Annotated in this window: 19 protein-coding genes; 8 read left to right on the forward strand and 11 right to left on the reverse strand. The window is 41.1% G+C overall.

The features are described 5' to 3' along the window. Window positions 1–45: 45 nt before the first annotated feature. The 3 genes from ABJL82_RS05630 to ABJL82_RS05640 are packed head-to-tail and all read left to right on the forward strand — an operon-like array spanning window position 46 to window position 3,152. Window positions 46–1,800: a 30S ribosomal protein S1 gene (locus ABJL82_RS05630; protein WP_347273747.1), complete on the forward strand. Its 1,755-nt coding sequence runs from the start codon at window positions 46–48 to the stop codon at window positions 1,798–1,800. Continuing rightward, window positions 1,801–2,637: an RNA polymerase sigma factor RpoD/SigA gene (locus ABJL82_RS05635; protein WP_347273831.1), complete on the forward strand. Its 837-nt coding sequence runs from the start codon at window positions 1,801–1,803 to the stop codon at window positions 2,635–2,637. It begins immediately after the preceding gene. Continuing rightward, window positions 2,637–3,152: an adenine phosphoribosyltransferase gene (locus ABJL82_RS05640; RefSeq protein ID WP_347273748.1), complete on the forward strand. Its 516-nt coding sequence runs from the start codon at window positions 2,637–2,639 to the stop codon at window positions 3,150–3,152. Before ABJL82_RS05635 ends, ABJL82_RS05640 begins: the two co-directional genes overlap by 1 nt. 188 nt (window positions 3,153–3,340) lie before the next feature. Here ABJL82_RS05640 and ABJL82_RS05645 read toward each other — a convergent pair whose 3' ends face one another. The 4 genes from ABJL82_RS05645 to ABJL82_RS05660 form a co-directional block, all read right to left on the reverse strand. After that, window positions 3,341–3,499, reverse strand: coding sequence for a hypothetical protein (locus ABJL82_RS05645; protein WP_347273749.1), 159 nt, complete (start codon window positions 3,497–3,499; stop codon window positions 3,341–3,343). Window positions 3,500–3,588: 89 nt separating this feature from the next. Beyond that, window positions 3,589–5,076, reverse strand: a complete 1,488-nt coding sequence (gene trpE / locus ABJL82_RS05650; RefSeq protein WP_347273750.1) for an anthranilate synthase component I — start codon at window positions 5,074–5,076, stop codon at window positions 3,589–3,591. Between the two features lie 15 nt (window positions 5,077–5,091). Beyond that, window positions 5,092–5,862: a DUF3782 domain-containing protein gene (locus tag ABJL82_RS05655; RefSeq protein ID WP_347273751.1), complete on the reverse strand. Its 771-nt coding sequence runs from the start codon at window positions 5,860–5,862 to the stop codon at window positions 5,092–5,094. Between the two features lie 184 nt (window positions 5,863–6,046). Continuing rightward, a complete protein-coding gene (locus ABJL82_RS05660) occupies window positions 6,047–7,717 on the reverse strand; it encodes an alginate export family protein (RefSeq protein WP_347273752.1) in 1,671 nt (556 codons plus the stop codon). Window positions 7,718–8,699: 982 nt separating this feature from the next. On the opposite strand from ABJL82_RS05660, the gene ABJL82_RS05665 reads away from it, so the two are divergent. Both ABJL82_RS05665 and ABJL82_RS05670 read left to right on the forward strand, forming a co-directional pair. After that, entirely contained in the window at window positions 8,700–9,884 is a 1,185-nt protein-coding gene (locus ABJL82_RS05665) for an SPFH domain-containing protein (protein ID WP_347273753.1), read from the forward strand. Window positions 9,885–9,971: 87 nt separating this feature from the next. Further along, on the forward strand, window positions 9,972–11,123 hold the full coding sequence (locus ABJL82_RS05670; protein ID WP_347273754.1) for an SPFH domain-containing protein: 1,152 nt from the start codon (window positions 9,972–9,974) through the stop codon (window positions 11,121–11,123). 354 nt (window positions 11,124–11,477) lie between these two features. Here the strand turns inward: ABJL82_RS05670 and ABJL82_RS05675 are convergent, their stop codons facing one another. Together ABJL82_RS05675 and ABJL82_RS05680 are read right to left on the reverse strand one after the other, a co-directional pair. Next, window positions 11,478–12,269, reverse strand: a complete 792-nt coding sequence (locus ABJL82_RS05675) for a formylglycine-generating enzyme family protein (protein ID WP_347273755.1) — start codon at window positions 12,267–12,269, stop codon at window positions 11,478–11,480. A 1-nt stretch (window position 12,270) separates the two neighbouring features. Next, window positions 12,271–13,344, reverse strand: coding sequence for a hypothetical protein (locus tag ABJL82_RS05680; protein WP_347273756.1), 1,074 nt, complete (start codon window positions 13,342–13,344; stop codon window positions 12,271–12,273). 332 nt (window positions 13,345–13,676) lie between these two features. On the opposite strand from ABJL82_RS05680, the gene serA reads away from it, so the two are divergent. Then, window positions 13,677–15,257, forward strand: coding sequence for a phosphoglycerate dehydrogenase (serA, locus tag ABJL82_RS05685; RefSeq protein WP_347273757.1), 1,581 nt, complete (start codon window positions 13,677–13,679; stop codon window positions 15,255–15,257). Window positions 15,258–15,391: 134 nt separating this feature from the next. On the opposite strand, the gene ABJL82_RS05690 is transcribed toward serA, so the two are convergent. After that, complete coding sequence (locus tag ABJL82_RS05690; RefSeq protein ID WP_347273758.1) at window positions 15,392–16,195, reverse strand: ABC transporter permease subunit; 804 nt, start codon at window positions 16,193–16,195, stop codon at window positions 15,392–15,394. Between the two features lie 146 nt (window positions 16,196–16,341). Between ABJL82_RS05690 and ABJL82_RS05695 the strand changes: the two genes are divergently transcribed. Then, entirely contained in the window at window positions 16,342–17,208 is an 867-nt protein-coding gene (locus ABJL82_RS05695) for a ParB/RepB/Spo0J family partition protein (protein WP_347273759.1), read from the forward strand. Between the two features lie 132 nt (window positions 17,209–17,340). On the opposite strand, the gene ABJL82_RS05700 is transcribed toward ABJL82_RS05695, so the two are convergent. From ABJL82_RS05700 to rodA, 4 genes are all read right to left on the reverse strand, one after another. After that, the gene (locus tag ABJL82_RS05700; protein ID WP_347273760.1) at window positions 17,341–18,936 is read right to left on the reverse strand and encodes a CTP synthase; all 1,596 of its coding nucleotides are present in this window, start codon (window positions 18,934–18,936) and stop codon (window positions 17,341–17,343) included. Beyond that, the gene (gene kdsB / locus ABJL82_RS05705) at window positions 18,929–19,687 is read right to left on the reverse strand and encodes a 3-deoxy-manno-octulosonate cytidylyltransferase (protein ID WP_347273761.1); all 759 of its coding nucleotides are present in this window, start codon (window positions 19,685–19,687) and stop codon (window positions 18,929–18,931) included. Before kdsB ends, ABJL82_RS05700 begins: the two co-directional genes overlap by 8 nt. A gap of 100 nt (window positions 19,688–19,787) precedes the next feature. Next, the gene (locus tag ABJL82_RS05710; RefSeq protein ID WP_347273762.1) at window positions 19,788–21,629 is read right to left on the reverse strand and encodes a TIGR03960 family B12-binding radical SAM protein; all 1,842 of its coding nucleotides are present in this window, start codon (window positions 21,627–21,629) and stop codon (window positions 19,788–19,790) included. 12 nt (window positions 21,630–21,641) lie between these two features. Next, on the reverse strand, window positions 21,642–22,733 hold the full coding sequence (gene rodA, locus ABJL82_RS05715) for a rod shape-determining protein RodA (protein WP_347273763.1): 1,092 nt from the start codon (window positions 22,731–22,733) through the stop codon (window positions 21,642–21,644). A 272-nt stretch (window positions 22,734–23,005) separates the two neighbouring features. Between rodA and ABJL82_RS05720 the strand changes: the two genes are divergently transcribed. After that, entirely contained in the window at window positions 23,006–23,152 is a 147-nt protein-coding gene (locus tag ABJL82_RS05720; RefSeq protein ID WP_347273764.1) for a hypothetical protein, read from the forward strand. The last annotated feature ends 3 nt before the right edge of the window (window positions 23,153–23,155 follow it).

The following is a 23,155-nucleotide window of genomic DNA, read 5'->3' on the forward strand; positions in this document are numbered from 1 at the left end:
TTCTTTGTCCTTTTTTCATTTTTATTTCGGAGAAGTTATTAAATTATGGGTCTCGAAACTTTAAAACGTGATTATTTAAAGGAATATAATGTTAATGTTACAGATATAGAAAATGACGTGGAATCAATAATGGCATCCGAAGATGCCAAGGACAACGTCCAGTCCGCTTATTATGATTCTGTCCTGCATTTTGAGGTCAACTCGATACTAAAAGGCCGCATCATCAGTTCTATCGGCGATAACGTCATCATAGATTGCGGTTATAAATCCGAGGGCATGGTGCCCAAATACGAGTTCGACGACCCTTCCGAAATAAGAATTGGCGAAGAAATTGAAGTTTTATTAGAGGCCGTTGAAGACGATTCCGGACTCATCAAATTATCAAAACGCAAGGCCGACCGCATCCGTGGCTGGGAAACAGTTATTGCAAAATATAAAGAAGGGGACATTATTACCGGTCGTATTATTCGTAAGATTAAAGGGGGGCTGCTTGTAGATATTGGGGTACCTATTTTCCTGCCTGCCTCACAAATTGACGTAAAACCGCCGGGAGACATAGCACAATATGTTGGACAGGAACTTACCTGCAGAATCCTTAAAATTGACGAAGAACGGCAAAATATCGTTGTTTCACGAAGGAAACTGATTGAAGAAGAGCGGGAAAAGAAGAAAAAACTATTATTAATGGAAATAGAAGCAGGGCAGACAAGAAAGGGCGTAGTGAAGAACATTGCCGATTTCGGTGCTTTTATCGATTTGGGAGGCATGGACGGACTGCTACATATTACAGACATGAGTTGGGGCAGGATAAGTCATCCATCAGAAATGCTTGCAATTGACGACGAAGTTGAGGTAAAAATACTTGATGTTGACAAAGAGAAGGAAAAGGTGGCTTTAGGGTTAAAACAAAAAACCGATAATCCATGGTTTAATATAGAGGAAAAATATCCGGTAGGTTCCAGGGTAAAAGGCCAGGTAGTTAATATCATGTCCTATGGGGCATTTGTTAAATTGGAGACGGGAATAGAAGGCCTAGTCCATATTTCAGAAATGTCGTGGACACGTCGTATTAATCATCCTTCAGAGATTGTTGCCATCGGGGATATGGTAGAGGTCGTGGTGCTTAAAATCGATAGAGAAAAAGAAGAAATATCTTTAAGCATTAAACAAACAGAGGTCAACCCATGGACAATAATCGAGGAAAAATACCCGGCAGGAACGAAGATTAAAGGGCGGGTACGTAATCTGACAAACTATGGGGCATTTATAGAAATTGAAGAAGGCGTTGACGGTTTATTGCACATTTCCGATATGTCCTGGGCTAAAAAGGTAGCACATCCTTCAGAAATTGTTAAAAAGGGCGACAAAATAGAGGCGGTTGTTCTCTCTGTCGACAGGGAAAAGAAACGTGTTGCGCTTGGATTAAAGCAACTGCAAGACGATCCATGGGAGAAAGAAATTCCTGAAAAATATAAGGTTGGCGATATTGTGAAAGGACACGTAACGAAACTTGCAAATTTTGGAGCCTTTTTAGAACTAGGACAAGGAATTGAAGGATTGTTACATGTTTCTGAATTTTCAGATAAAAAAGTCAGTAACCCTGCCGATGCGGTAAATGTAGGAGACGAACTAGAGGTGAAAGTAATTCGCATAGAGCCTGAAGCAAGAAAAATCGGACTTAGTTTGAGGAAAATAGCGGCAAATCTTGAGGAAAAGAATAACTCTTCCGATGACTCTTCCTCGGAAAAAATAGTTCCAGAAGAAAAGGCGGAACCTTCCAGTGTCGCTGAATCCATTTAAATACAAGGAGATGGCACTACGGACTCTGCATTACAAGCCTACTTAAAAGAAATACAGAACATCCCTTTGCTTACTTTTGAAGAGGAACTGGAAATTGCCAGTAAAGTAGCAAAGGGCGATGCAGATGCACGGGAAAAACTAATAAAGGCAAATTTACGACTGGTGGTAAGCATTGCAAAGGAATTTGTGAATCGCGGGCTTTCCTTTCTTGATCTCATAGAAGAAGGCAATTTGGGACTAATACGTGCCGTTAGGGATTTTGATCCAACAACCGGTAATAAATTCAGCACTTACGCTACATGGTGGATTAAGCAGGCAATTCAAAGAGCTATTGCAAACAAAGCAAGAACAATACGTATTCCCTCTTACATGCTTCAAAGAATTTCACGGTTGAAACATACTTCTTCCGGTTTACTGGAAAAATACGAAAGACCGCCAAGCGAGCAAGAAATAGCATCAGAAATGGACATAACTGCGCAAAATGTGAAAAACATTGAACTTTCTCTACAGTCGATGAGTTCTCTCGATGCTCCACTTGTTTCCGGCGCTGACATTATTTGGGCGCTAAGCGATATTACCCCAAATGGAAAAACGCTTTCTCCGGAGGAAGAACTGGAGGAAACATATGAAAAAGAAACATTTGAAAACCTTTTGAAGACCCTTGATAAACGCGCGGCAACAGTCATAACTATGCGCTACGGACTGATTGACGGAGAGCCAAGAACACTGGAAGACATAAGCAAAATGCTTAAAATAAGCCGGGAGCGTGTACGGCAGATCGAAAAAGAAACGATTCAAAAATTACACTATCTCATAACAAAAGAGGAAGATTCATAATGGAATATTTAAAAAATTTAATTCGTGATGTACCAGATTTTCCGAAAGCAGGAATACTATTTAAAGACATAACGCCTCTTCTTCAAGACGCAAAGGGTTTGAGAGATTCGATAGAGTGTATTACCCGCCACTTTGAAAACAAAAAGATAGATATTGTTGTCGGCGCAGAGGCGAGGGGTTTCATACTGGCTCCAACGGTTGCTTTTTCAATCGGTGCAGGATTTGTTCCTATCAGAAAACCAGGGAAGCTCCCTTATGAAAAAGCAAGCATGACGTACATCCTTGAATACGGGACAGATACACTGGAAATACACAAAGACGGTATTAAAAAAGGACAACAGGTTCTCATGGTAGACGACCTTTTGGCTACTGGCGGCACAATGAGTGCATGCTGCAAGCTGGTTGAGTCGCTTGGCGGCAATATTGTTGGTTGTGCTTTTTTAATTGAATTAGGTTTTTTGAACGGAAGGGATGTTTTGAATAAATATGATCTGTTTTCATTAATAAAATACTGATATCATCAATTGATTGGGGGGACAAAGCCGCATCCGGCGTAATTTAATGGTAAAATCGTTTCATGCCAGTGTACTTTAAAATTACCGCCAAAGAATTATATTGCTGGAAAAACCTTGTAATAATTTCTGATTTTAAAACGTAGATACAAATTTACCTTTCTAAAATCAAATGCATCAGACTATACCAGTTAGCGCTTGCTTCCCGACAACCTGCCAAAATAAAACATTACGACCCCGATAAGCAGCATAAGCATTTCCATTTTCATAGAATCTTTTACTATTCCAAAATAAAGTGCATGTAATGCCACAATAATTCCTGCTATCTGCAAAATCCTTGAAAAACCCATTCGAACGGTCTCCATGCTAAGTGTTACCAAACACATCTAAACTATTACCTGCAATATCTCCACGAAATGAACATTAAGCACACCACACATTACTTCATGTTTTCCGCTATTTCAATTGCCAGCATCATCCCCTTTGCCTTATTTACTGTTTCATCAAACTCCCTTTCCGGTATTGAATCTGCAACGATTCCTGCTCCGGCCTGAATATATGCATGTTTATCCTTTAACACTATCGTTCGGATTGTAATGCATGTATTTATATTACCGAAGAAATCAAAATATCCTACAGCGCCACCATACGGCCCTCTTTTAGTGGGTTCCAGTTCGTCGATAATCTGCATTGCTCTAATTTTCGGAGCGCCGGAAAGTGTCCCCGCCGGCAAGCATGTCCTTAACGCATCAAATGCATTTTTATTATCGTCTAGTTCGCCGCAGATACTGGAGGTAATGTGCATTACATGTGAATATTTCTCGATGACCATTTTTTCTTCAATGCGAACAGTATTATACCGGGAAACCCTCCCGACATCATTCCTTCCCAAATCAAGAAGCATTATATGCTCCGCTCTTTCTTTGGGATCTTCAATTAATTCGCCTGCAAGCTTCTGATCTTCATCATCAGACAGTCCTCTTTTTCTGGTGCCAGCAATAGGTCGTACAATAACTTTTTTACCATCTACCTTTACCATTACTTCGGGAGAAGAGCCTATAAGATGTAAATCATTCATTTTAAGATAAAACATATATGGAGAAGGATTGATTACCCGCAAAACCCTGTAAATATTAAAAGGTTCCGCCTTCGTCTCAGTCTGAAATCTCTGTGAAATTACCACTTGAAAAATATCTCCCGCACGAATGTATTCTTTGCATCGGTCAACTGCAGATAAAAAATCTTTTCTTTCAAAATTTGAACAAAAAGACCGGCTCGTTTCTTTATCAGTCGTTATATCATCGCTTAATGACATAACAGGCGTTCTCAGCTTTTCAATAACACAATCAATTCTCTTAATAGATTCTTTATACAAAGCTTCCAACTCGTTATCATCAACATATGCAGAACAGACAATCTTTATTGTTTTTGTCAGATGATCAAAAACAATGATTGTGTCATAAAACAAAATCCTGATATCTGCCAGAAAAAGATCATCTTTAGGCATATCAGGAAGGTTTTCATAATAACGAATCGCATCGTAACCAATGTATCCCACGGCGCAGCAAAAGAAATCAGGAAGTTCTTTTATTTTTACAGGACGCAACCTACTCATCTCTCTTTCAAGAATATACAAGGGGTCAGTAGTTTGAATTTTTTCATTATTTCCATTTTTCCTCAAAATTTCTACATTCGTACCCCTCGTAGTAAATTCAAGAAATGGGTTAGACCCAAGGATGGAATATCTCGAAATCTTTTCTCCTCCGGCAGCGCTTTCAAGTAAGAAGGCATGTTTAGAATCTGATATTTTTTGAAATGCAGAAACAGGGGTAAGTGAATCCGCAAACAGTTGCCTGTATACCGGCACAATATTGTTGGCCGAGGCAAGTTGTTTAAACTCTTCCAGGGAAGGATAGTAATTATTCATGTATTAAAATTCTTGTTAAATAGAGAAAGTCTCCGGTTCTATATCTTCAACATAGCTATACACTAATATGCCTGCGTCTTTTGCAAATTCCATAGCCTTTTTATCTGCCATTGGCGAGATCACAATAAGCCTCTGGGCCTTTCTGTTATGTTTTTTTTGATAGAAATCTGCTTTTTTCTGGAATATATACATATCTGATTTGCTAATAGATGACTTTATCTCACATATCATAAAATGCCCGTTTTTTATCACTAAATCCAACTCTATCTGTTCAGGACGTCCAAAAATTATCCCCTCCTCATCATATTCAATGACATTAATTACATCTAAACCGGAAACTTCTCTCAATATTCCCTTCAAGGCATTCCGGAATGATTGTTCAGTCCTCAATCCCCACCGGGCGCCTAATGCGCCGATAGTGCTCTCATATTTCCGGTCCATCTTTTTGATAGACTCCATGATATCGCGAATAACCTTCTGGTTTTCTTCCCATTTACTTTCCTGTTTGTCCCACCGCTCAGCCTGTTCCTGCCAGCGTTTATCTTGTTCTTTCCACTTCCCAGCCTGCTCCCACCACCGATTGGTATCCTCCAACCATTTCCTGTTTTGTGTCTCTCTGTCTTCTGCAAGTTCTCTCAGTATCTTGTCAAACCGGTCTTCTGTCGTATCTTTATCAGCAAAACATTCTTTGGAAAGGTGCAAGATAAAATCTTGTATCTCTTTGTCATGCTTAATAATATCCGGCAGTTCTTTGAGGATTATCTCGCGGATTTCTTTGGTTTTCATAATAAATACTCAAAATATTACTTAACTCATTTAACTTAAAGGAAATTTAAAGTTGTAGTAACGGTTAAATAAAAGTTTAACGAATATTTGACCTTTTTCCATGCAAAAAAAATGGGTGTTGCCTGAGCAACACCCATTTCCAACCTATTTCAGCAATACAAATATTCAAGTAAATACTACCGTATTAGAATGTGACAGTTGTCTGTATATATCCCCAATGGGTATCAAAATCACCGATGTTATCCTCGATCCAGTCCCCAGGAGTGAACCAGGAATATCCCGCAAGGATAGCTACATTTTTATACAATTGATAGCTTGCCGTAAAATCAACCTCCTGCGCTAGCTCGTCATCGTCAGAATAACCGCCGACTGGACGGCTAGCAACAAGACCGGCGCCCGCATTGTACCAACCATCTTCTTCTTCATCTAATAGGAAATAATGATAGTCAACCTGTACCATTAATTTATTGGTTGGGTTAACCTTTAAATTAGTCCTGAAGTCATGCATGTTCTGCCATGCGACTAAATCAACAAAACCGTAGTTACCCTGCCAGTGGTTTGTAGGATAGAGATTATCAAAGGTGTCATGATCCCCATCCGCTGAATCATCGTCGCCAGAAGCAAAGGCATATTCAAACCCTATACGAGGTGTCCATGCCACATCCTTAAAGGTATATCCAATCCTGCCTGCAAATGCCCATGCCTCATGATCAAGATCACCGACATCACCGGTCTGACCGTGGGATTCCAACGTATAATCTACGGCATCCATGTTTGGCAATTTACCGTCAATCCTTATGCCGAAATCATGAATAATGGTGTTTCCACTCCCAGCCCCTGTATGAGCACTAACAGCAGCGGTGTCGTCCTGATTATTCTTCTGTATATACATAAGCTCAATCAAAGCGCCCGGTAGGAGCTTTTTAAACGCCAACATACCCGCATATATATTTTCATCAGAATTGCCACTGCCATCAACGGAGGAGGAAAGGTAACCATCCTCATCGACCTTTATTGCAAAGGCCTCTGCGTGGATGGTATCCGTATCCCACATGAACCTGCCGCCATCAAATACACGTCCCTGATTAGACCAAACAAGGTTACCGATAACCCTGTGATCGCCCCAGATGATTTCCTGACGCCCCACCCTTACCGTTAACGGAAGGTCGAAGAGATTCTTTAAGTCAAAATAACCCTGGTGGATATCAATACGGTTGTTTGCTCCATCAGCAGCAAATCCGACTGTCGTACCTTCTACACCAAAAGCCCTGGCATCCTGAAGCTGTATAAATATCCTGAGATGCTCGTTTACATCAGCATCTGCCCAGAGCCTCGTCTGGTTAATCACGTAATCGTCATCTATAGACGCTTTAGGTCTTGTACCTGCGGCAGCACCACCTGCTGGCACAGGGGCATAACTAAACCCGGGTAAAGTTACATCCCCTGGAAAACTGTAAAAGCCATTAGCGTATTCCGCCCTGGTTCTAATCGACCCGCCCAATTGTACCTTCTTTGCAAATTTCGAATAAACATTTCCCGCAATGTCCTCCGCCTTTAGCTCCTCTGCCTGGGCTGCGGTCTGAAACTCTCCTTTTAAAAAGTTTACTTCGCTCCTTAACGCCTCTAATTCTCCCTTTTCGTTTTCATCTAAAGAAGCAGTTGATACGACTTGTCCACTCTTTACAGTTTCTATCTGTTCCGTCAAGTTAGAAACAGAAGCCCTCAAGGCATTCAATTCTCTTTCCATGTCTTCCAGCGAGGAAGAACCGGCCCCATGCACAAAGGGGGTAGCCGCAAAACAAAAGACAGCAGCAGCTACGCCTCCAAAACACGTCTTCAAAAACTTATTTCCCATATACACCTCCCAATCATTAATAAACAGACCTCAAACTAAAACAGAATCACAAACAAATACACAAACAAAATTCAAAACCCTGTGTTCATGTCACCTATAATATAACGCCTCCTTTCTCCTCCTCCTAGATTTGTTATACTCTCTAAAAAATTTAGCTGAACAAACAGCTACATGGCTAAACGATAAAGACAACCTTGGCGGGAGATATTGTAGCCTCGATTCTCAAATTGTCAAACAATTTTTTGCACATAGTATCCAAATCGCAGCCGAGTACTGGCTGGCCATTCATGAAACTGCAATAACATTTGGCAATAATAAAGCATTACACAGTCCCTTCGGTTGCTATTTCTGGTGAAACAAAGGACACATAAGATACCTCAATATTACCGACTATAAAAACAAGCTTAGCCCATTTCTTGCCATAATACTTTAATGCTTTTAGTAAAAAGGGAATATTTCACATCAAAATCAAACTACTTGGATATACAAACAAGAGAGAACATTTCAATCCTTATATCGGAACAGCATATCACCTTTAATGTTTGATCTGTTTTGGATGACAGCCTCCTGATTTGTTTAATGCTAGCTGGGTGTCAGGTATTTGTCAGTATATCAAAAATCCAAAGAATACTACAAAATTGCAAATTGCAAGCCAAATGTTATATTTTGTCAAAAACACCTTTATTATGCGCAGCGATATCAAGAGATAGAGCAACAAACCCATTACTACAAAGCAATTCATTAAACACTTGTACAAGCGGGGCTTGTCTTTCAAACCTAAATAAGCCGTTGCAAAGTGAAATACACTTTCCGGAATACGATTTTAGTCTTAACCAAAGAACCACTTAAAGCGCTTTTCGGAAAGCCCTGTTTTTTAATTTTTTGTTGACTCCCAAAGAGCTGCCCTTATAATATGACACTTTGCTGTAAACTAGTGTAGCATTAGCATAAATAGCTTTTCGTTAAAAAGGTACTGTTTACTATGGATAAAGACTTCAAACCAAAAAGTAAAAAATTCCATCTCTACAGGAAGGTTTTTGTGTTGGCACTTGCGGTGGCATTAATCGTTGGCGGCGTTTATAGTGGAAGAGAGCTAAGCTGGAAGGAATTAGCGCCAGACGAAGTAGCCGTGATTGTTAACAATTTAACAGGCAGCATTAAGCAAGTAAATCGTGCAGGTGCGATACTTTATTACCCTTTTATTCAAGACATTTACATACTAGACAAACGTGAGCTGGTACTGAAGATGACTGCTGCCGAGATCAACGAGAAGCAACCACAAGGAAACCCCCTTATAATAAAAACTATTGACGGCGGTGAAATCGTGTTGGATTTACAGATACAATATATACTGAATCCGGAGTATGCTATACACATAATTCAAAACACGGGCGTCGGGGATGTTTACAAACAAAAATGGGTTTATGACTATGCACGCACCATTTGCTATTACTGTTACGGAGAGCTAAATATAGATGAATTCCCAAGCGCTTCAAAACGTGATGCAAAGGCAGAGAAAGCACGGCAGGAAATTAATGCCTTTTTAGAGCAGCATGGTTTTTTTATTACCTCAATAAATCTCACAGACTATCGTTACTACAGAGAATACGCCGAGAAAATACAAGAGAGACGATTGGCTGACAAGGAAGTGGAAGAACAAAAAACCAGGGCAAAGGCGGCCATGGAAAACCAGCGGAGGGTAATTGTAGAAGAGACGAAAAAGAAAGAGGTTCGAGTTGCCAGATTCAGGGGTGATTGTGATAAAAGAATCATGGACGCTAGAGGTACTGCGGAGGCCAAGAAACAAGAGGCGGAGGCCTACTTGATAAAAGCGACATATGAAGCAGAGGCTGATTTCGAGCGATTATCGCAAGAGGCGCACGCGGTGCTTGTAACGGTGAAGGCAGAAGCCAAAGGACTTGCGGCGTTAAGAGACGCTTTTGAAGGAAATGGGAGCCGCAATCTGGTCAGACTCGAATATGCTAAACGTCTGAAAAATGCTATAGTACGTGGTGTTCCGATTGTCAGGAGCGGGGTCGAAGTACCGCAATCGATTCAACGTTTCAAATATATAGAGGATGCGCCTAAGATCGATTACTCACGCCCGGAGCCTCCAGATGCGCCGATGATTAGTCCGATGCAACCAGGTCCGCAAAAATCAGATTAATAGCCTTTGTAATGGACAAAAGACACATTTTTATTACGTATTGATTTCATATAACTTAGCGGCTCATTTTAGAATGTAGAGGCAAAAATGCACCTAGGAAAATTGACGGCAAAATACATTATTCCTATTGGGATACTTGTTATTGTTGCGCTATTTATCGTCGGTATAAAATTTTTCGTCATAAAGGTTGGCGCTGATCAGGTGGGAGTTCGAACCCGTGTTTGGGGTGTAAGCAGGGGTATTGTGCAAAAGGATTATGGCCCGGGCTGGCACAGGGCAATTTCGACAATTGATCAATGGGATCTCTATGATATTACCGTGCAAACGTTGGAAATGGCGAAGGTAAATTCGGGATTAGGGCACGACGAGAGAAAGCATGTAGCGATAAGAACCGCTGACGATTACGATGTGGAGGTTGATTTGGTTGTTAAATACCAGATAAAAAGAGGTTCTGTCTGGAGACTTCGACAAGATCTTGGCGTAGGGGATCGATACAAGATAATCGTCGAGAATGAAACAAGGGACGTTGCGCGTAGTATCTTTGGTAAAATGGTGGAAAGAGATTTGTACAACCCTGAAGAAAAACGCAAAAGAGCGGATGAATGCAGAACAAGACTTAGGGAGCGTTTAGAGTCGCGACATGTAGAAATTATAGATGTTTTGATTTTAGAATTCAGGTTTGACCCGCAGCTAGACCGCAAAATTAAGAATATCAAGATTGCGGAATTGGACAATGTGTTGAATCAGTCAAAAGCCTTGGCCGCGGAACAGAGAGGTATAACGCAAACAATCGAAGCCGACACGGAAGCCGTAGCACAGAAAATCTCCGCCGATAAAGAACGAGAGGTTACCGTTTTGGATGCTGAGACTACAAAAATGGTAATTGAATATCTTGCGGAGGCGGACAAATATCTTATTGAAAAAAGGGCGGAAGGTGACCGTTACAAACAACAGCGTAAAGCTGAAGGGGAATTGTTGATTAAATTGGCAAGGGCTGAAGGGGAAAAATTGAGACGGGAAGCCCTTGAAGGATTCGGCGGTGACATTATAGTTGCAATGGAAGCAGCGAGAAATTTCAATCTTGCGGATATAAATATTTCTACCATTGACCTGGATTTGCTTGATGTTGATGAGATGGCAACTCGGCTCGGCGTTTCAGATGAAAAAGGCAAGATTCGGGTAGACACTCAAACATTTGAAGAGATAAAGCAGCGGATGGAGAAGTCTGATTCTCAATAAATAAAACTGTAGGGGCGAAGCATTTGCCCCTTTGGGATGAAGGCATTTATGACAATTTACGGCAAATGCTTCGCCCCTACACTATGCGGAAATCATCGCTATTATTTACAAATTACACTTCAAAAGTGTTTTGTGAACCTATAATCCAATACACTTATTTTGCTAAAAACCCTACAAGTAACAAGGGTGAAACATTTGCAGTTGTACATCAAAATAAATTAGTCCCTTCAGTAGCGTCACGTTGGTGCATGTGCAACACCCTCCCACTGCACTTTAAAAAAAGCAAATGCTTTGCCTCTATTTTTCAAAAAACTAAGTGTTAAGATTATTTGACCATAAAATGCCCATTTGTAATTAATCCGCGGATTTTGCGCAACGAAAACCAATCTGTGGTGATTCTGCATGGGGGGGGACACGATACCTTGCTGCACATCGCGCGAAGTGTCCGAAATAATGCCAGCTACCTCCGCGAATAACCTTTTGTTGTCCAGATTCCGGACCCTTTGGGTTTTCGCGAGGAAAAGAATAGTAGTAATTTGGGTCATACCAGTCAGCACACCATTCCCAGGCATTTCCCGCCATATCATAGCAACCGTAGGGGCTTTTGCCCTGTTCATAACTTCCGACAGGAGATGTCTGCAGTTTCTTTATCTCCCAGATATTGCATCGTTCCGCATCAAATATATCATTTCCCCAAGGCCACAAACGTCTGTCAGTGCCACGCGCCGCTTTTTCCCACTCTGCCTCTGTGGGCAAACGCTTGCCAGCCCATTCTGCATAAGCAACCGCATCCTCCCATCTGACGCCAACAACAGGCTTGTCCGGAGTATTAAACCTTTCATCAAACCAGCAATACGGAATGCGATGCCCTGTTTCTTCGATGAATTTTGCATACTGTTCGTTTGTTACTTCATATTTATCAATGTAATACCCGTCCAGATACACAATATGCTCCGGCCCATCATATATGTTAAATGCCAACATAAACGTCCAGTCGTAATATTTATCCTCCCCCATATAAAACTCACCCGCAGGGACATAAACCATATCCGGATACTGTTCGCTTTCTTCTGCAGCAAGTAGCCCTTTTAAAAAAAATACTATAATAAAAGCGAGCAAAACAATCCATCTTTTGAAAGTCCACATGTCAGTATCTCCTCTTCGCCAACACCTCGTACCTTGCAATGTCTACAGGTGAATAACCGGTAATAATTTCGTTAAACTTCCTGATAGCTTCATTCTTAAAAGATCTTATTGAAAAATCCTGCATGAATAACACCAAATCCATTTTGTCGTACACCTTTATTTCAAAATTGGCAATACTTTGATCTTTGCCGGACAAATTTTTTATCTCCCCCTCGATTTGCGCTGAAGATCCAAAGGGAAGCAATTTTACATTCCGCACGTAAAATCCCTCTCCAGCCTCATTAAAACCTTCTTCTTCAGGAGACGGCCCGCGCACAACCGGTTCTTCTTTTGCAGCCACAACCGTTTCCGTACCTACTGCTTCAGTTATCGGTGTCGCCTTGACTTCCGGAGGCGATGCCACGGCAACCGCCGTAGCCGTGCCTTGATAAACAACTCCCTGACTTTCCAAATTTTTCATCCTTCGGTCAAGTTCTTCAAAAATTTTTATTTGTTGATCAAGCGCCTCTGTACGTGTTTTTATATTTACTTCTGCAGCGGCAATGACCTTTTCCTGCTCTGCAAATTTATCGGCAACCAGTTTATTTATGTCTTCAAGCGCCTTTTTAAAAGGGGCTAATGGTACTTCGGCGTCATGATATTTTTTTTCAAGAACGGTTGTTTTCACCTCCTGGTCTTCAACCCTTTTCTTTAAATCGGAAAACAGTTTTTTAAAGACGTCAAATGTTTTGCCAAAAGAATCAAGTGTATTTTTTACATCTTCAAGAGAGGTCACCTGTTCCACTTTTTCAAGCCTTGAAGCAAATTTGTTCACTCTTTCTTCAATATCTTTTATGATTTTGCTGGATTCTTTCAGGGGAGCAATGGTCTCCTTTACGTCTTTATTCAGTTCTGAGAACTGTACGCCAAGGTTATCAATATTGAGCATCCAGTCCCTCAGTGATTTTTGAAAATCCGTCAGCTTATCAAAAACCTCCTGTCCGCTTGTTTGTCCTATAGCGATTTTTTGCATAAAAAAACCCACAGGTAAATATATAAATACCAGCAAAACAACAATATAAATCCTGTGCTTCATGGATTGTACTCCTACATGGATTGATTTCTGAATAAAAAACCGCTGTTAGTCTAACAAAAAACCCCTCTTACCGCAAATATTATCCCTTTTTTGAACACCACCCATGTGATACCTACAAACGCCTGTTCATTGCTACGTATATAATGAAAATGTGGGTTTTATTTTTTAACTATTGCATTTTTCTATGCAGTAAAGTTTAAATTTGATTTCATAGGATTAAAAGGTTATCATATTCCCATTATTATTGCAGTTGTCCCTGTAAAACACGACGTAACATCTAGTATCTACTATAGTTCGCAAAAACATTGTTATTTTTTTGGAAAGGCAGTGGCATGTTAGTCTTAATCGCAGACGATCTTCCTGACGTATGTACCGAAATATTACAAAATGCCGGGATTGAAGTTTTAAAGAAAACCGGTTTAAAACCTCCTGAATTAGATGCTGTTATAAAAACGTGCGATGGCGTTATCGTGAGAAGCAATACAAAACTTACCGCCCCAGTGCTCGAAAAAAGTGAAAAGCTGAAAGCCATTTGCCGTGCGGGAATTGGCGTTGACAATATAGACGTTCCCGCCGCCACAAAAAAAGGCATTGTCGTCATGAATACCCCCGCAGGCAATATCATCTCAACGGCAGAACATACCATTGCTTTGCTTTGTTCTCTCTCGCGTTTCGTTCCCCAGGCATGTGCGTCGGTGAAGGAAGGGAAGTGGGAGAAAAAGAGGTTTACAGGTCAGCAGCTCACAGGTAAAATCTTTGGCATCATAGGACTAGGCAGGGTGGGCAGGCAAGTGGCAAAACGGGCGGCGGCCTTAGATATGAAGGTAATTGGCTATGATCCTTTTATAACCACTGAAATTTCATCACAGTATAACATACACATTGTAAAAAATCTTAAAGATCTTTTGTCACAAGCAGACTATATCACGCTTCACGTTACGCTTAACAAAGAAACGAAGAACCTTATAACAAGCAAAGAATTTTCACTCATGAAGAAAGGCGTCCAAATTATAAATTGCGCAAGAGGCGGCGTTATTTGCGAAGAAGATCTTTATAATGCCATTAAAACAGGAGAGGTTGCCGGCGCAGCCCTGGACGTATTTGAAGAAGAACCGCCCAAGGATAACAAGTTACTCCAACTGGAAGAGGTCATTGCTACGCCGCATTTAGGGGCATCCACCGAGGAAGCTCAATATGCGGTTGCGATCGAGGCCGCGGAGCAGATGGCCGCAGCCCTTACCGGAAAGGGATATAAAAACGCCGTGAACCTTGCTCCCTATAGTCCGGAAGAATATGCCGGCCTGAAGCCCTATCTTGCCCTTGCAGAAAAAATGGGATCTTTTTTGACACAAATAAATAATGCGGGCATTCAGACATTAGATATTGTTTATACAGGTGAGATTTCTCATAAAAATATTCGAATTGTTACCGACAGCCTTATAGTAGGGTTGCTAAAGCCGAGCCTGGAAGAAGGCGTAAATCTTGTAAGCGCTCCGACGTTGCTCGCAGAACGTGGTATCAAGGTAAATGTCACGACCAGCAGCAACGCCTGTGATTTTAGCAGTCTTGTTGCCGCAAAAATTACTACTTCAAACGGAGAAACCTGCATTTCCGGAACCGTATTTGGCAAAAACGAACCAAGGCTGGTAGACATTAATGGTTATGGAGTTGAGGCCATTCTCAATGAACAGATACTCGTTTTGTTTGGCAAGGATAAGCCGGGTTTCATTGGACAGGTCGGCTCTCTTCTTGGCAACAAAAACATAAACATTGCCCATATGACCTTCGGCAGGAAAGAAGTAGGGGGAAACACCATCAGCATTTTAAATATAGATGCGGCGCCGCCGCAAGATTGCCTCAATGAAATTAAACAACTAAACCACATTGATGCGGCATTTTTGGTACAACTCTAAAAAGGTTTTAGAAAGATGAATAATAAGGGTGACACGGACAAAGCCTGCTTATCCGTGTCACCAACTCTACGAGGGAGAGAAATTTCGGCCGTGACACATTTCTTTCTTGTTAAAGATGCATCATTTCATGCAGATCAGCAACATTCTTTTCTTTCAAACATTTCAAATGCTATGTGAATAATAAGCGTCGTATACGCAATGGCATAAACAACCATAAACAAGATATAACGAACGTCAATCCCTTCCGGAGAATTACCCATGCCTATAGCACACACCCCTTCCAGATTTGGGAAAATTATGTACAAAAAGGCAAACAACCAGGGAAAAAGGCTCTCATTCGCATTGAAAAGGCTTTGAACAAGACCTAGCAGGTTTCCAACAATATAGATAAACACACAACAACTCAAATTAGCAGACATCGACAAATAAACAGACCCCGCGACTGCTATTGCACAAATTATTTCCACCTGTAAAAATGTGTAGAAAAGCGGGAGAAAGGTAGCGCCCCCGAAGTGTATAATGGAGGGGAAAAATGCCAGGTCAAAATCTAACAGATTTTTCAATGACAGGGAAACAACTAAAAAAGCCCCTAAAATTAAATATTCCACTGCCGCCACTATCAATATGCCAAGAAACTTCCCGAGGACAACATCACGCTTACTCACTGGTTTCGCCAACAGCGTCAAAATAGTGCCGCTTTCCCTCTCTTTTGATAGAGCATTTACCGCGGAAATGGAAACCAATACGAGACAACACACCGTAATGGTGGAAATGCCCATTTCTTTCACCATCCGGATCTCTTCACCAAAGGCAAACAAGGTAAAAAAAAGGGATAAAAACGTCAAAAACACGCCAGCACTGGTAATTACATAAAATAAGGGCTGCCGAAAAACATCCCTTGAAGTATTAATTGCGAGGCAAAACAGAGCGCCATTCATAAAAAACCCTTGAATTTAACCAAAAAAACCATAGACTCTATTAAAAATGTTTCACGTGAAACATATTAGGACGGGCAATTGGCCCGATCCTAACACCTGTCCAAAAATATTTCAATGGAAAAACATTCAAAAAAAGGACGAAGCCCATGGCTAAAAATGAAGGACTTAGCAAAGGACTGCAATCTCTCCTGGGAGGCGTCATTGGCATAGAAACCCAACGGGAAGAGGGGGTAATTATACAATTGAATCCTAACGACATAAAACCGAATAGCATGCAGCCCCGCAACCTTTTTAAAGAAGCCGAAATGCATGACCTTATGGCATCTATTAAAAAACACGGTATTTTGCAACCGATCATCGTGACGCCCCTTGCCCACGGCTATATGCTTATTGCAGGGGAGCGGCGCTGGAGGGCAGCAAAGGAACTCGACATGAAAAAGGTGCCTGCCATTGTACGCAAGACAGACGATGAAAGCCTCCTCGAAATCGCTCTGATAGAAAACATACAAAGAGAAGACCTTAATCCGATCGAAAAAGCCCTTGGGTTCCGGGAGTTGGTAAAAAAATTCGGATTCACACAGGAGCAAGTCGCCCAGGCAATGGGAAAAGACCGCAGTTCCGTGGCAAATTATCTCCGGCTTCTCGAACTCCCCGATGAAATCCAGGGACATGTTTCACGTGGAACAATCTCCATGGGGCATGCACGGGCGCTGCTCTCTCTTCATGGAAGAGAAATGCAGGTAAAATTCTGTGCCAGTATTATTAAGGAAGGTTTCTCCGTAAGGGATGTTGAGTCCATGGTTGCCGGAGAGAAAAATCTTCAAAAGCCAGAGAAACAACCCGAAAGAAAATTGCCCACGCCGCATATTGCCGACATTGAGGATCGCTTTCGAAAGCATTTTGGGGCAAAAGTAAAGATACGGGAACGACATGGTAGGGGGCAAATAACTATTGCCTTTAACAACAATGAAGAGTTCGAGCGAATTGCCAATAAAAGCGGGATTATACTTTAAGGGTTCACAAATAGGGATTTATGAGGTTGGATTTAACCTTTGTTAACATAAATAGTTATATCATTTCATGAATCACATTTCGTGAACCCCTTGAGTATAGTCTTTAAAATAGATATTAACTTCCCCGCAAATTCATTTTTTTAACGTTGCCCGTATAAATTCTCTAAACAGTGGGTGTGCTTTTGTTGGCTTTGATTTAAATTCCGGATGAAACTGCACACAGACAAACCACGGATGGTTTATAATTTCCATAATCTCGACCAATCGGTCTTCCTCAGAATGTCCGCTAAATCTCATTCCATTTGCTAAAAATGTCTCTTTATACGCATCGTTGAATTCGTATCGATGTCGATGTCTTTCGGAAATTACGGCCTTTTTATATGCTTCATACGCCTTTGTCCCTTCTTCAACAAAACAGGCTTGAGCCCCTAATCGCATTGTTCCGCCTTTTTTTGTAATATTTCGTTGTTCTTCGAGGAGGCTGATTACGGGATGCGGGGTAGCAGGATCAAATTCGGTGCTGTTTGCGCCGGCAAGATTACAGACATTTCTTGCAAACTCTATTGATGCGCACTGCATTCCGAGGCAAATGCCAAAAAAGGGGATGTTGTTTTCCCGCGAATATTGAATTGCCATTACTTTTCCCTCAATACCCCTCGCACCAAATCCGCCGGGCGCCAATATTCCATTTACCCCTTTTAAGCATGCTTCCGCCCCAAATTTTTCTACATCCTCAGATTCAATTCTGCGCTCTTTTACGCGTGCATTGTTTTCTATTCCGCCGTGTATTAACGACTCATAAATAGATTCATACGCCGATTGATGCCCTATATATTTTCCAACAATAGCTATTTCTGTCGTATACTTCGGATTTCTCAGTATCTCTAATATTGATAACCACTTATCTATATTCCCATTATTTGTTTTCAGTTGGAGTTTTTGTATGATCAACTTGTCCAACCCCTGTTCCATAAGTATAAGGGGTATTTCATACAAATATGGTTTTACATCCTTCTCCTCTATAATTGCGTTTTTATCGACATTACAGAAAAGCGATATCTTTTCTTTTATCTCTTCGCTCAAATGTTTCTCTGTCCTGCATATAATAATATCCGGCTGCACACCGGCCTGCCGTAACATACCAACACTGTGTTGTGTAGGTTTGGTCTTTATTTCGTCTGCCGCACTTAAATATGGCACAAGTGTTAAATGAATGTAGAGTACGTTTCCCCTGCCTATCGTTTGCCCGAATTGTCTGATTGCTTCAAGAAACAACTGGCTTTCGATATCGCCCACAATGCCGCCAATCTCAGAAATTGCCACATCAGTGTCCGGCCCATCCAGCTTTTTAATGCATTCTATAACCTCATTCGTAATATGAGGGATGACCTGCACCGTCTTTCCCAGATACTCACCCTTCCGTTCCTTCATAAGAACGGAGTGATAAATGGACCCTGTCGTAAAGTTACAGTATTTGTTTGTTTCAGCATTGGTAAATCTTTCATAATGCCCGAGGTCCAGATCTGTTTCCGCGCCATCTTCAGTTACATACACTTCTCCATGTTCATACGGGCTCATCGTCCCCGGATCAACATTGACATACGGATCAAATTTCTGCAACCGCACTCTTAACCCTCTGCTCTCCAGCAACATCCCTATAGAAGCAGAATTCAAGCCCTTCCCGAGTGACGACACTACTCCGCCCGTAACAAAAATATGTTTAGTCATTTTTATGTCTTTCTATAAATTCCATCAAATCATTTTTAGTATTTATACCACACGATACATACTCGGTAATTACCACTTTTATTTTATATCCATTTGAAAGCGCCCTAAGTTGTTCAAGCTTTTCCGCCATCTCTAATTTCGATGGCAATAAATTACGGTACTTCAGCAAAAAGTCCCTGCGATATCCATATATTCCAAGGTGTCTTAAAAATTCTCTGCCATTTCCTTGTTCATCATTGTCCCGCACAAATGGTATTTGAGAACGGGAAAAGTAGAGTGCATATCCGTTATTATCCAATACCACCTTTACACAGTTTGGATCTCTTAATGCCTCCGCATTTTCTATTCTGTTTGCAAGGGTTGACATTACCGCGTTATCATCTTTCTCCAGCACATCAATAACTAAATCGACCATTGCGCCGTTCATTTCCGGCTCATCTCCCTGCACGTTTACAATAAAATCCGCATCTATCCTTTCCGCAATTTCAGAGATCCTGTCTGTGCCGGAATGATACTCACCTGAAGTCATTTCCGCTACACCGCCAAAACCCTTTACGATATCAAAAATCTGCCTGCTGTCCGTTGCAACAATTACCTTTTCAATACGCCTGGCGGATTTCACATTTTGATACACATGCTCTATTATATACCTTCCCGTAATATCTTTTACTTCCTGTAAAATCAATTTCCCCTGTAATCGTGAAGAATCATATCTTGCAGGAATTATTACCACCGATTTATGCTTATTCATATAGTATCCAAATGTGTATTTTTACCCTATGTTCTATAAGAGCTTCATTCTATTAAAGTGTATGGCATATTCAAATGCTTTTTAAAATATTCGAAACACTTTAGGGTAAAAAATGTTGCGACCTGGTACAACTTCCACATTCAGGGCACCTGTCCAGCCTGCAATCCTGCGTTATTTCTTTTCGTGATGATCGTTCCGACTCCTGCAGGAGAAATGGCCTCACTACCCCGCAATTTATATGTTCCCACGGCAAGGTTTCATCCGTTTCTCTGGTACGATGTATGTGAAAATTCCAATCTATTCCTTCACCATGAAACGCATCCATCCACTTTTCAAATTGAAAATGCTCTTCCCATGCATCAAACTTACACCCTTTCATCCACGCAGCATAAATAACCTTCCCGAGTCTTCTGTCTCCACGAGCAAAGATTCCTTCCAGAATACTACGCTCCGCCTTATGAAATTTTATGTGAATGTTTTTCCTTTTTATTCTCTGGTAGAGTCTTTCTCTTATCTCCTTAATCCTCTCCATGGAAACCATCGGCTGCCACTGGTAGGGCGTATGGGCCTTCGGGATAAAAGGGGCAATGCTTATATTCACCTGGCCATAATGGCCTCTCACCTTTTTCATTACATCAGAAACGTCATAAGCCAATGCCGCAATCGCCTCAATGTCATCATCTGTTTCTGTGGGAAGACCTATCATGAAATACAACTTCACAGCATTCCATCCCTGCCTGAACGCCTCTTCAATGCCTCTGAAAAAATCCTCATTCGTAATGTTTTTGTTTATTACTCTCCTGAGAGAAGGTTCCGCCGCTTCCAACGCTATCGTTAGCCCTGATTTTCGTACCGTATTCAACATGGAAGGCAATAAAGCAAGCTGTTCATTCACCCTGAGAGAGGGAAATGCAATGTTTACATGCCTTGGTGCAAAAACATGGTTCATTTTATCCATCAGTTGCTCTAAATGCGGATAATCGCTCACCGAAAGGGACATTAATGATATTTCATTGTACCCTGTATTCGCATAAGATTGTTCCGCCAACTGCAGGATATTCTCCACCGTCCGCGGGCGGGTCGGCCGCTTGCTCATCCCCGCCTGACAAAACCTGCAACCCTGTGTACACCCCCGCATGATCTCAATACTAATACGGTCGTGAATTATTTTTACAAAAGGGATAACCGGTTTCGTTGGGTGGTATGCTGCGTTTAAATCCTCAATTGCGGCAGAGCGGACAGAGAACGGTACGCCGGGGATTTTGGGGCGTATTTCTTTTATTGTATTGTCACTATTGTAAAATACATCGTATTGTGAAGGCACATATGCATTTCTCATTTTTGTGCTAATGAGAAAAAGTTTTTCCTGCCGGGAAAGTTTTTGTTGTTTCATTTCCTTAAATAATTCAACAAATTGCGGTAAACTTTCCTCTCCATCGCCAACAAGAAAAACATCAATAAATTCCGCTAATGGTTCCGGTGAAATCGCCATTGCACCACCCGCTATAACAAGAGGGTCTTCTTCTCCACGAGCAGCGGATAAAACAGGAATGTTCGATATATCCAGCATATTGAGAATATTCGTATATGACAACTCGTACTGAACAGAAAATCCCAAAATATCAAACGCATGTAACGGCGTATATGTTTCCAATGAAAATAAAGGTTTCTTATGTGCCCTTAAAAGAGCCTCCATGTCGGTCAACGGAGCAAATGCCCTTTCACAGACAGTATCTTTGCGTTCGTTTAGCAATCCATACAGGATTTGCATCCCCGCATGAGACATTCCAATGCTGTAGGTATCCGGGAATGCCAGGGCTATCTTCACATCAACATCGGAATGGTTTTTTACAATAGCATTACATTCTTTTCCAATATATTGTCCAGGCATTTCTACCTTTGGCAATATGTTTTCTACGATATATTTTCTAAGAGAATTCATACGTGTCCTTAATTATTCAGAGGCAAGATCAATCTTTGAACGGCTTTTTACATTAAACACAATGGAGAGGGCAATAAAAGAGGCAAGCATTGAAGATCCTCCATAGCTAATAAACGGCAGTGTCATCCCAACAATTGGAGCAATCCCTAAATTCATCGCAATATTAACGACAACCTGTGTCGCAAACATGGTGAACACTCCAACAACAACAAGGCGCCCGAATGGCTCCCTGGTATTCCTGGCAATGCCAAGTCCGCACATAAAAAAAACCACATAAAGAAATAAAATAAAACATGCCCTCAAAAACCCCCACTCTTCAGCAATAACGGCAAAAATAAAATCCGTATGTCTTTCGGGGAGAAATTTCAGTCTGTTTTGAGAGCCATTTCCCCATCCTGCGCCCAGCAATCCTCCCGAACCGACAGCAATAAGGGATTGAAGCCGATGATACCCTGCGCCCCAATCTGACGTCTTTTGAGGCCAAAGAACGCCAAGAATCCTCATCTTCTGATAGGGGTGCATCACAAAAAACCAAAGAAGTGGAGAGACGGCAAGCGACAAACAAAACAGTGATATGAGGTAAAAAATACGAATCCCGGCAACATACAACATGGTGATTAATACCGGAACCAATATAAGCGCTGTACCTAAATCAGGTTGTTTTATGATAAGGGCCATGGGAACTATTGTTAAAAGAATTGCAATCCCGACATCAGACAACCCAAGCCCGTATTTTTTATACCTTAGAAACCTCGCAAGCGCAAGAATTAAGGTGATTTTCATAAACTCCGCCGGTTGTATCGAAAAGGAACCTATCGAAAACCACCGGCGTGTTCCTTTTACAGAATCGCCAAGAATCAACAACAGCAAAAGAAGACAAAGCACACAAACATAGATAATGTAGGAATAGTATGCAAACAATAAATAATCAAAAGAAAGAAGCATGAAAAAAAATATAAATCCTATCCCAATCCATACAAATTGCTTCATTACATATTTTTCATTTGACGCGCTTAAAATAAAATACACCCCAATTATCAGCATAATGCATATTAACGGGAAAAGAATCCAATCAAAATTTTTTGTACGAAAACTGCTTATCATGCGTTGTTATCACTCAACAAAAAATGCTGTAACAGTAAATACTTATTAACTTTACCAAAATCATCCGGCATCACCAACAATATTTCTACTATCAAAGAGGACGATCGCACATGGAGGGGTAGGCAATCATATTCAAAACTAAAGGCGCTGTTTCATTTTTCACAAGTGAAGAATAAAACGGAATGTCTTATATTTGCAGAGAAGTACACATCATCCTTGACATAAGGACATGGCATTGGCAAATTATCCTTAATTAAAGGACAAATAATTTAATGTGTAGGAATTTCAATGTGGAGGTTGTAGGGCGAAGAGGCTCTTCGCTCTATAAGGAAGGGGCGTTGTGCATTGATTTCGAAGAAGACTGTCTCTCGCAATTTGAGACTAAAGATTTTGAAATGAAACGTCTCCATAATGGCTAAATT

The sequence above is a fragment of the Candidatus Kuenenia sp. genome, assembly GCF_039794105.1.
In the GTDB taxonomy this organism is placed as follows: Bacteria; Planctomycetota; Brocadiia; order Brocadiales; family Brocadiaceae; genus Kuenenia.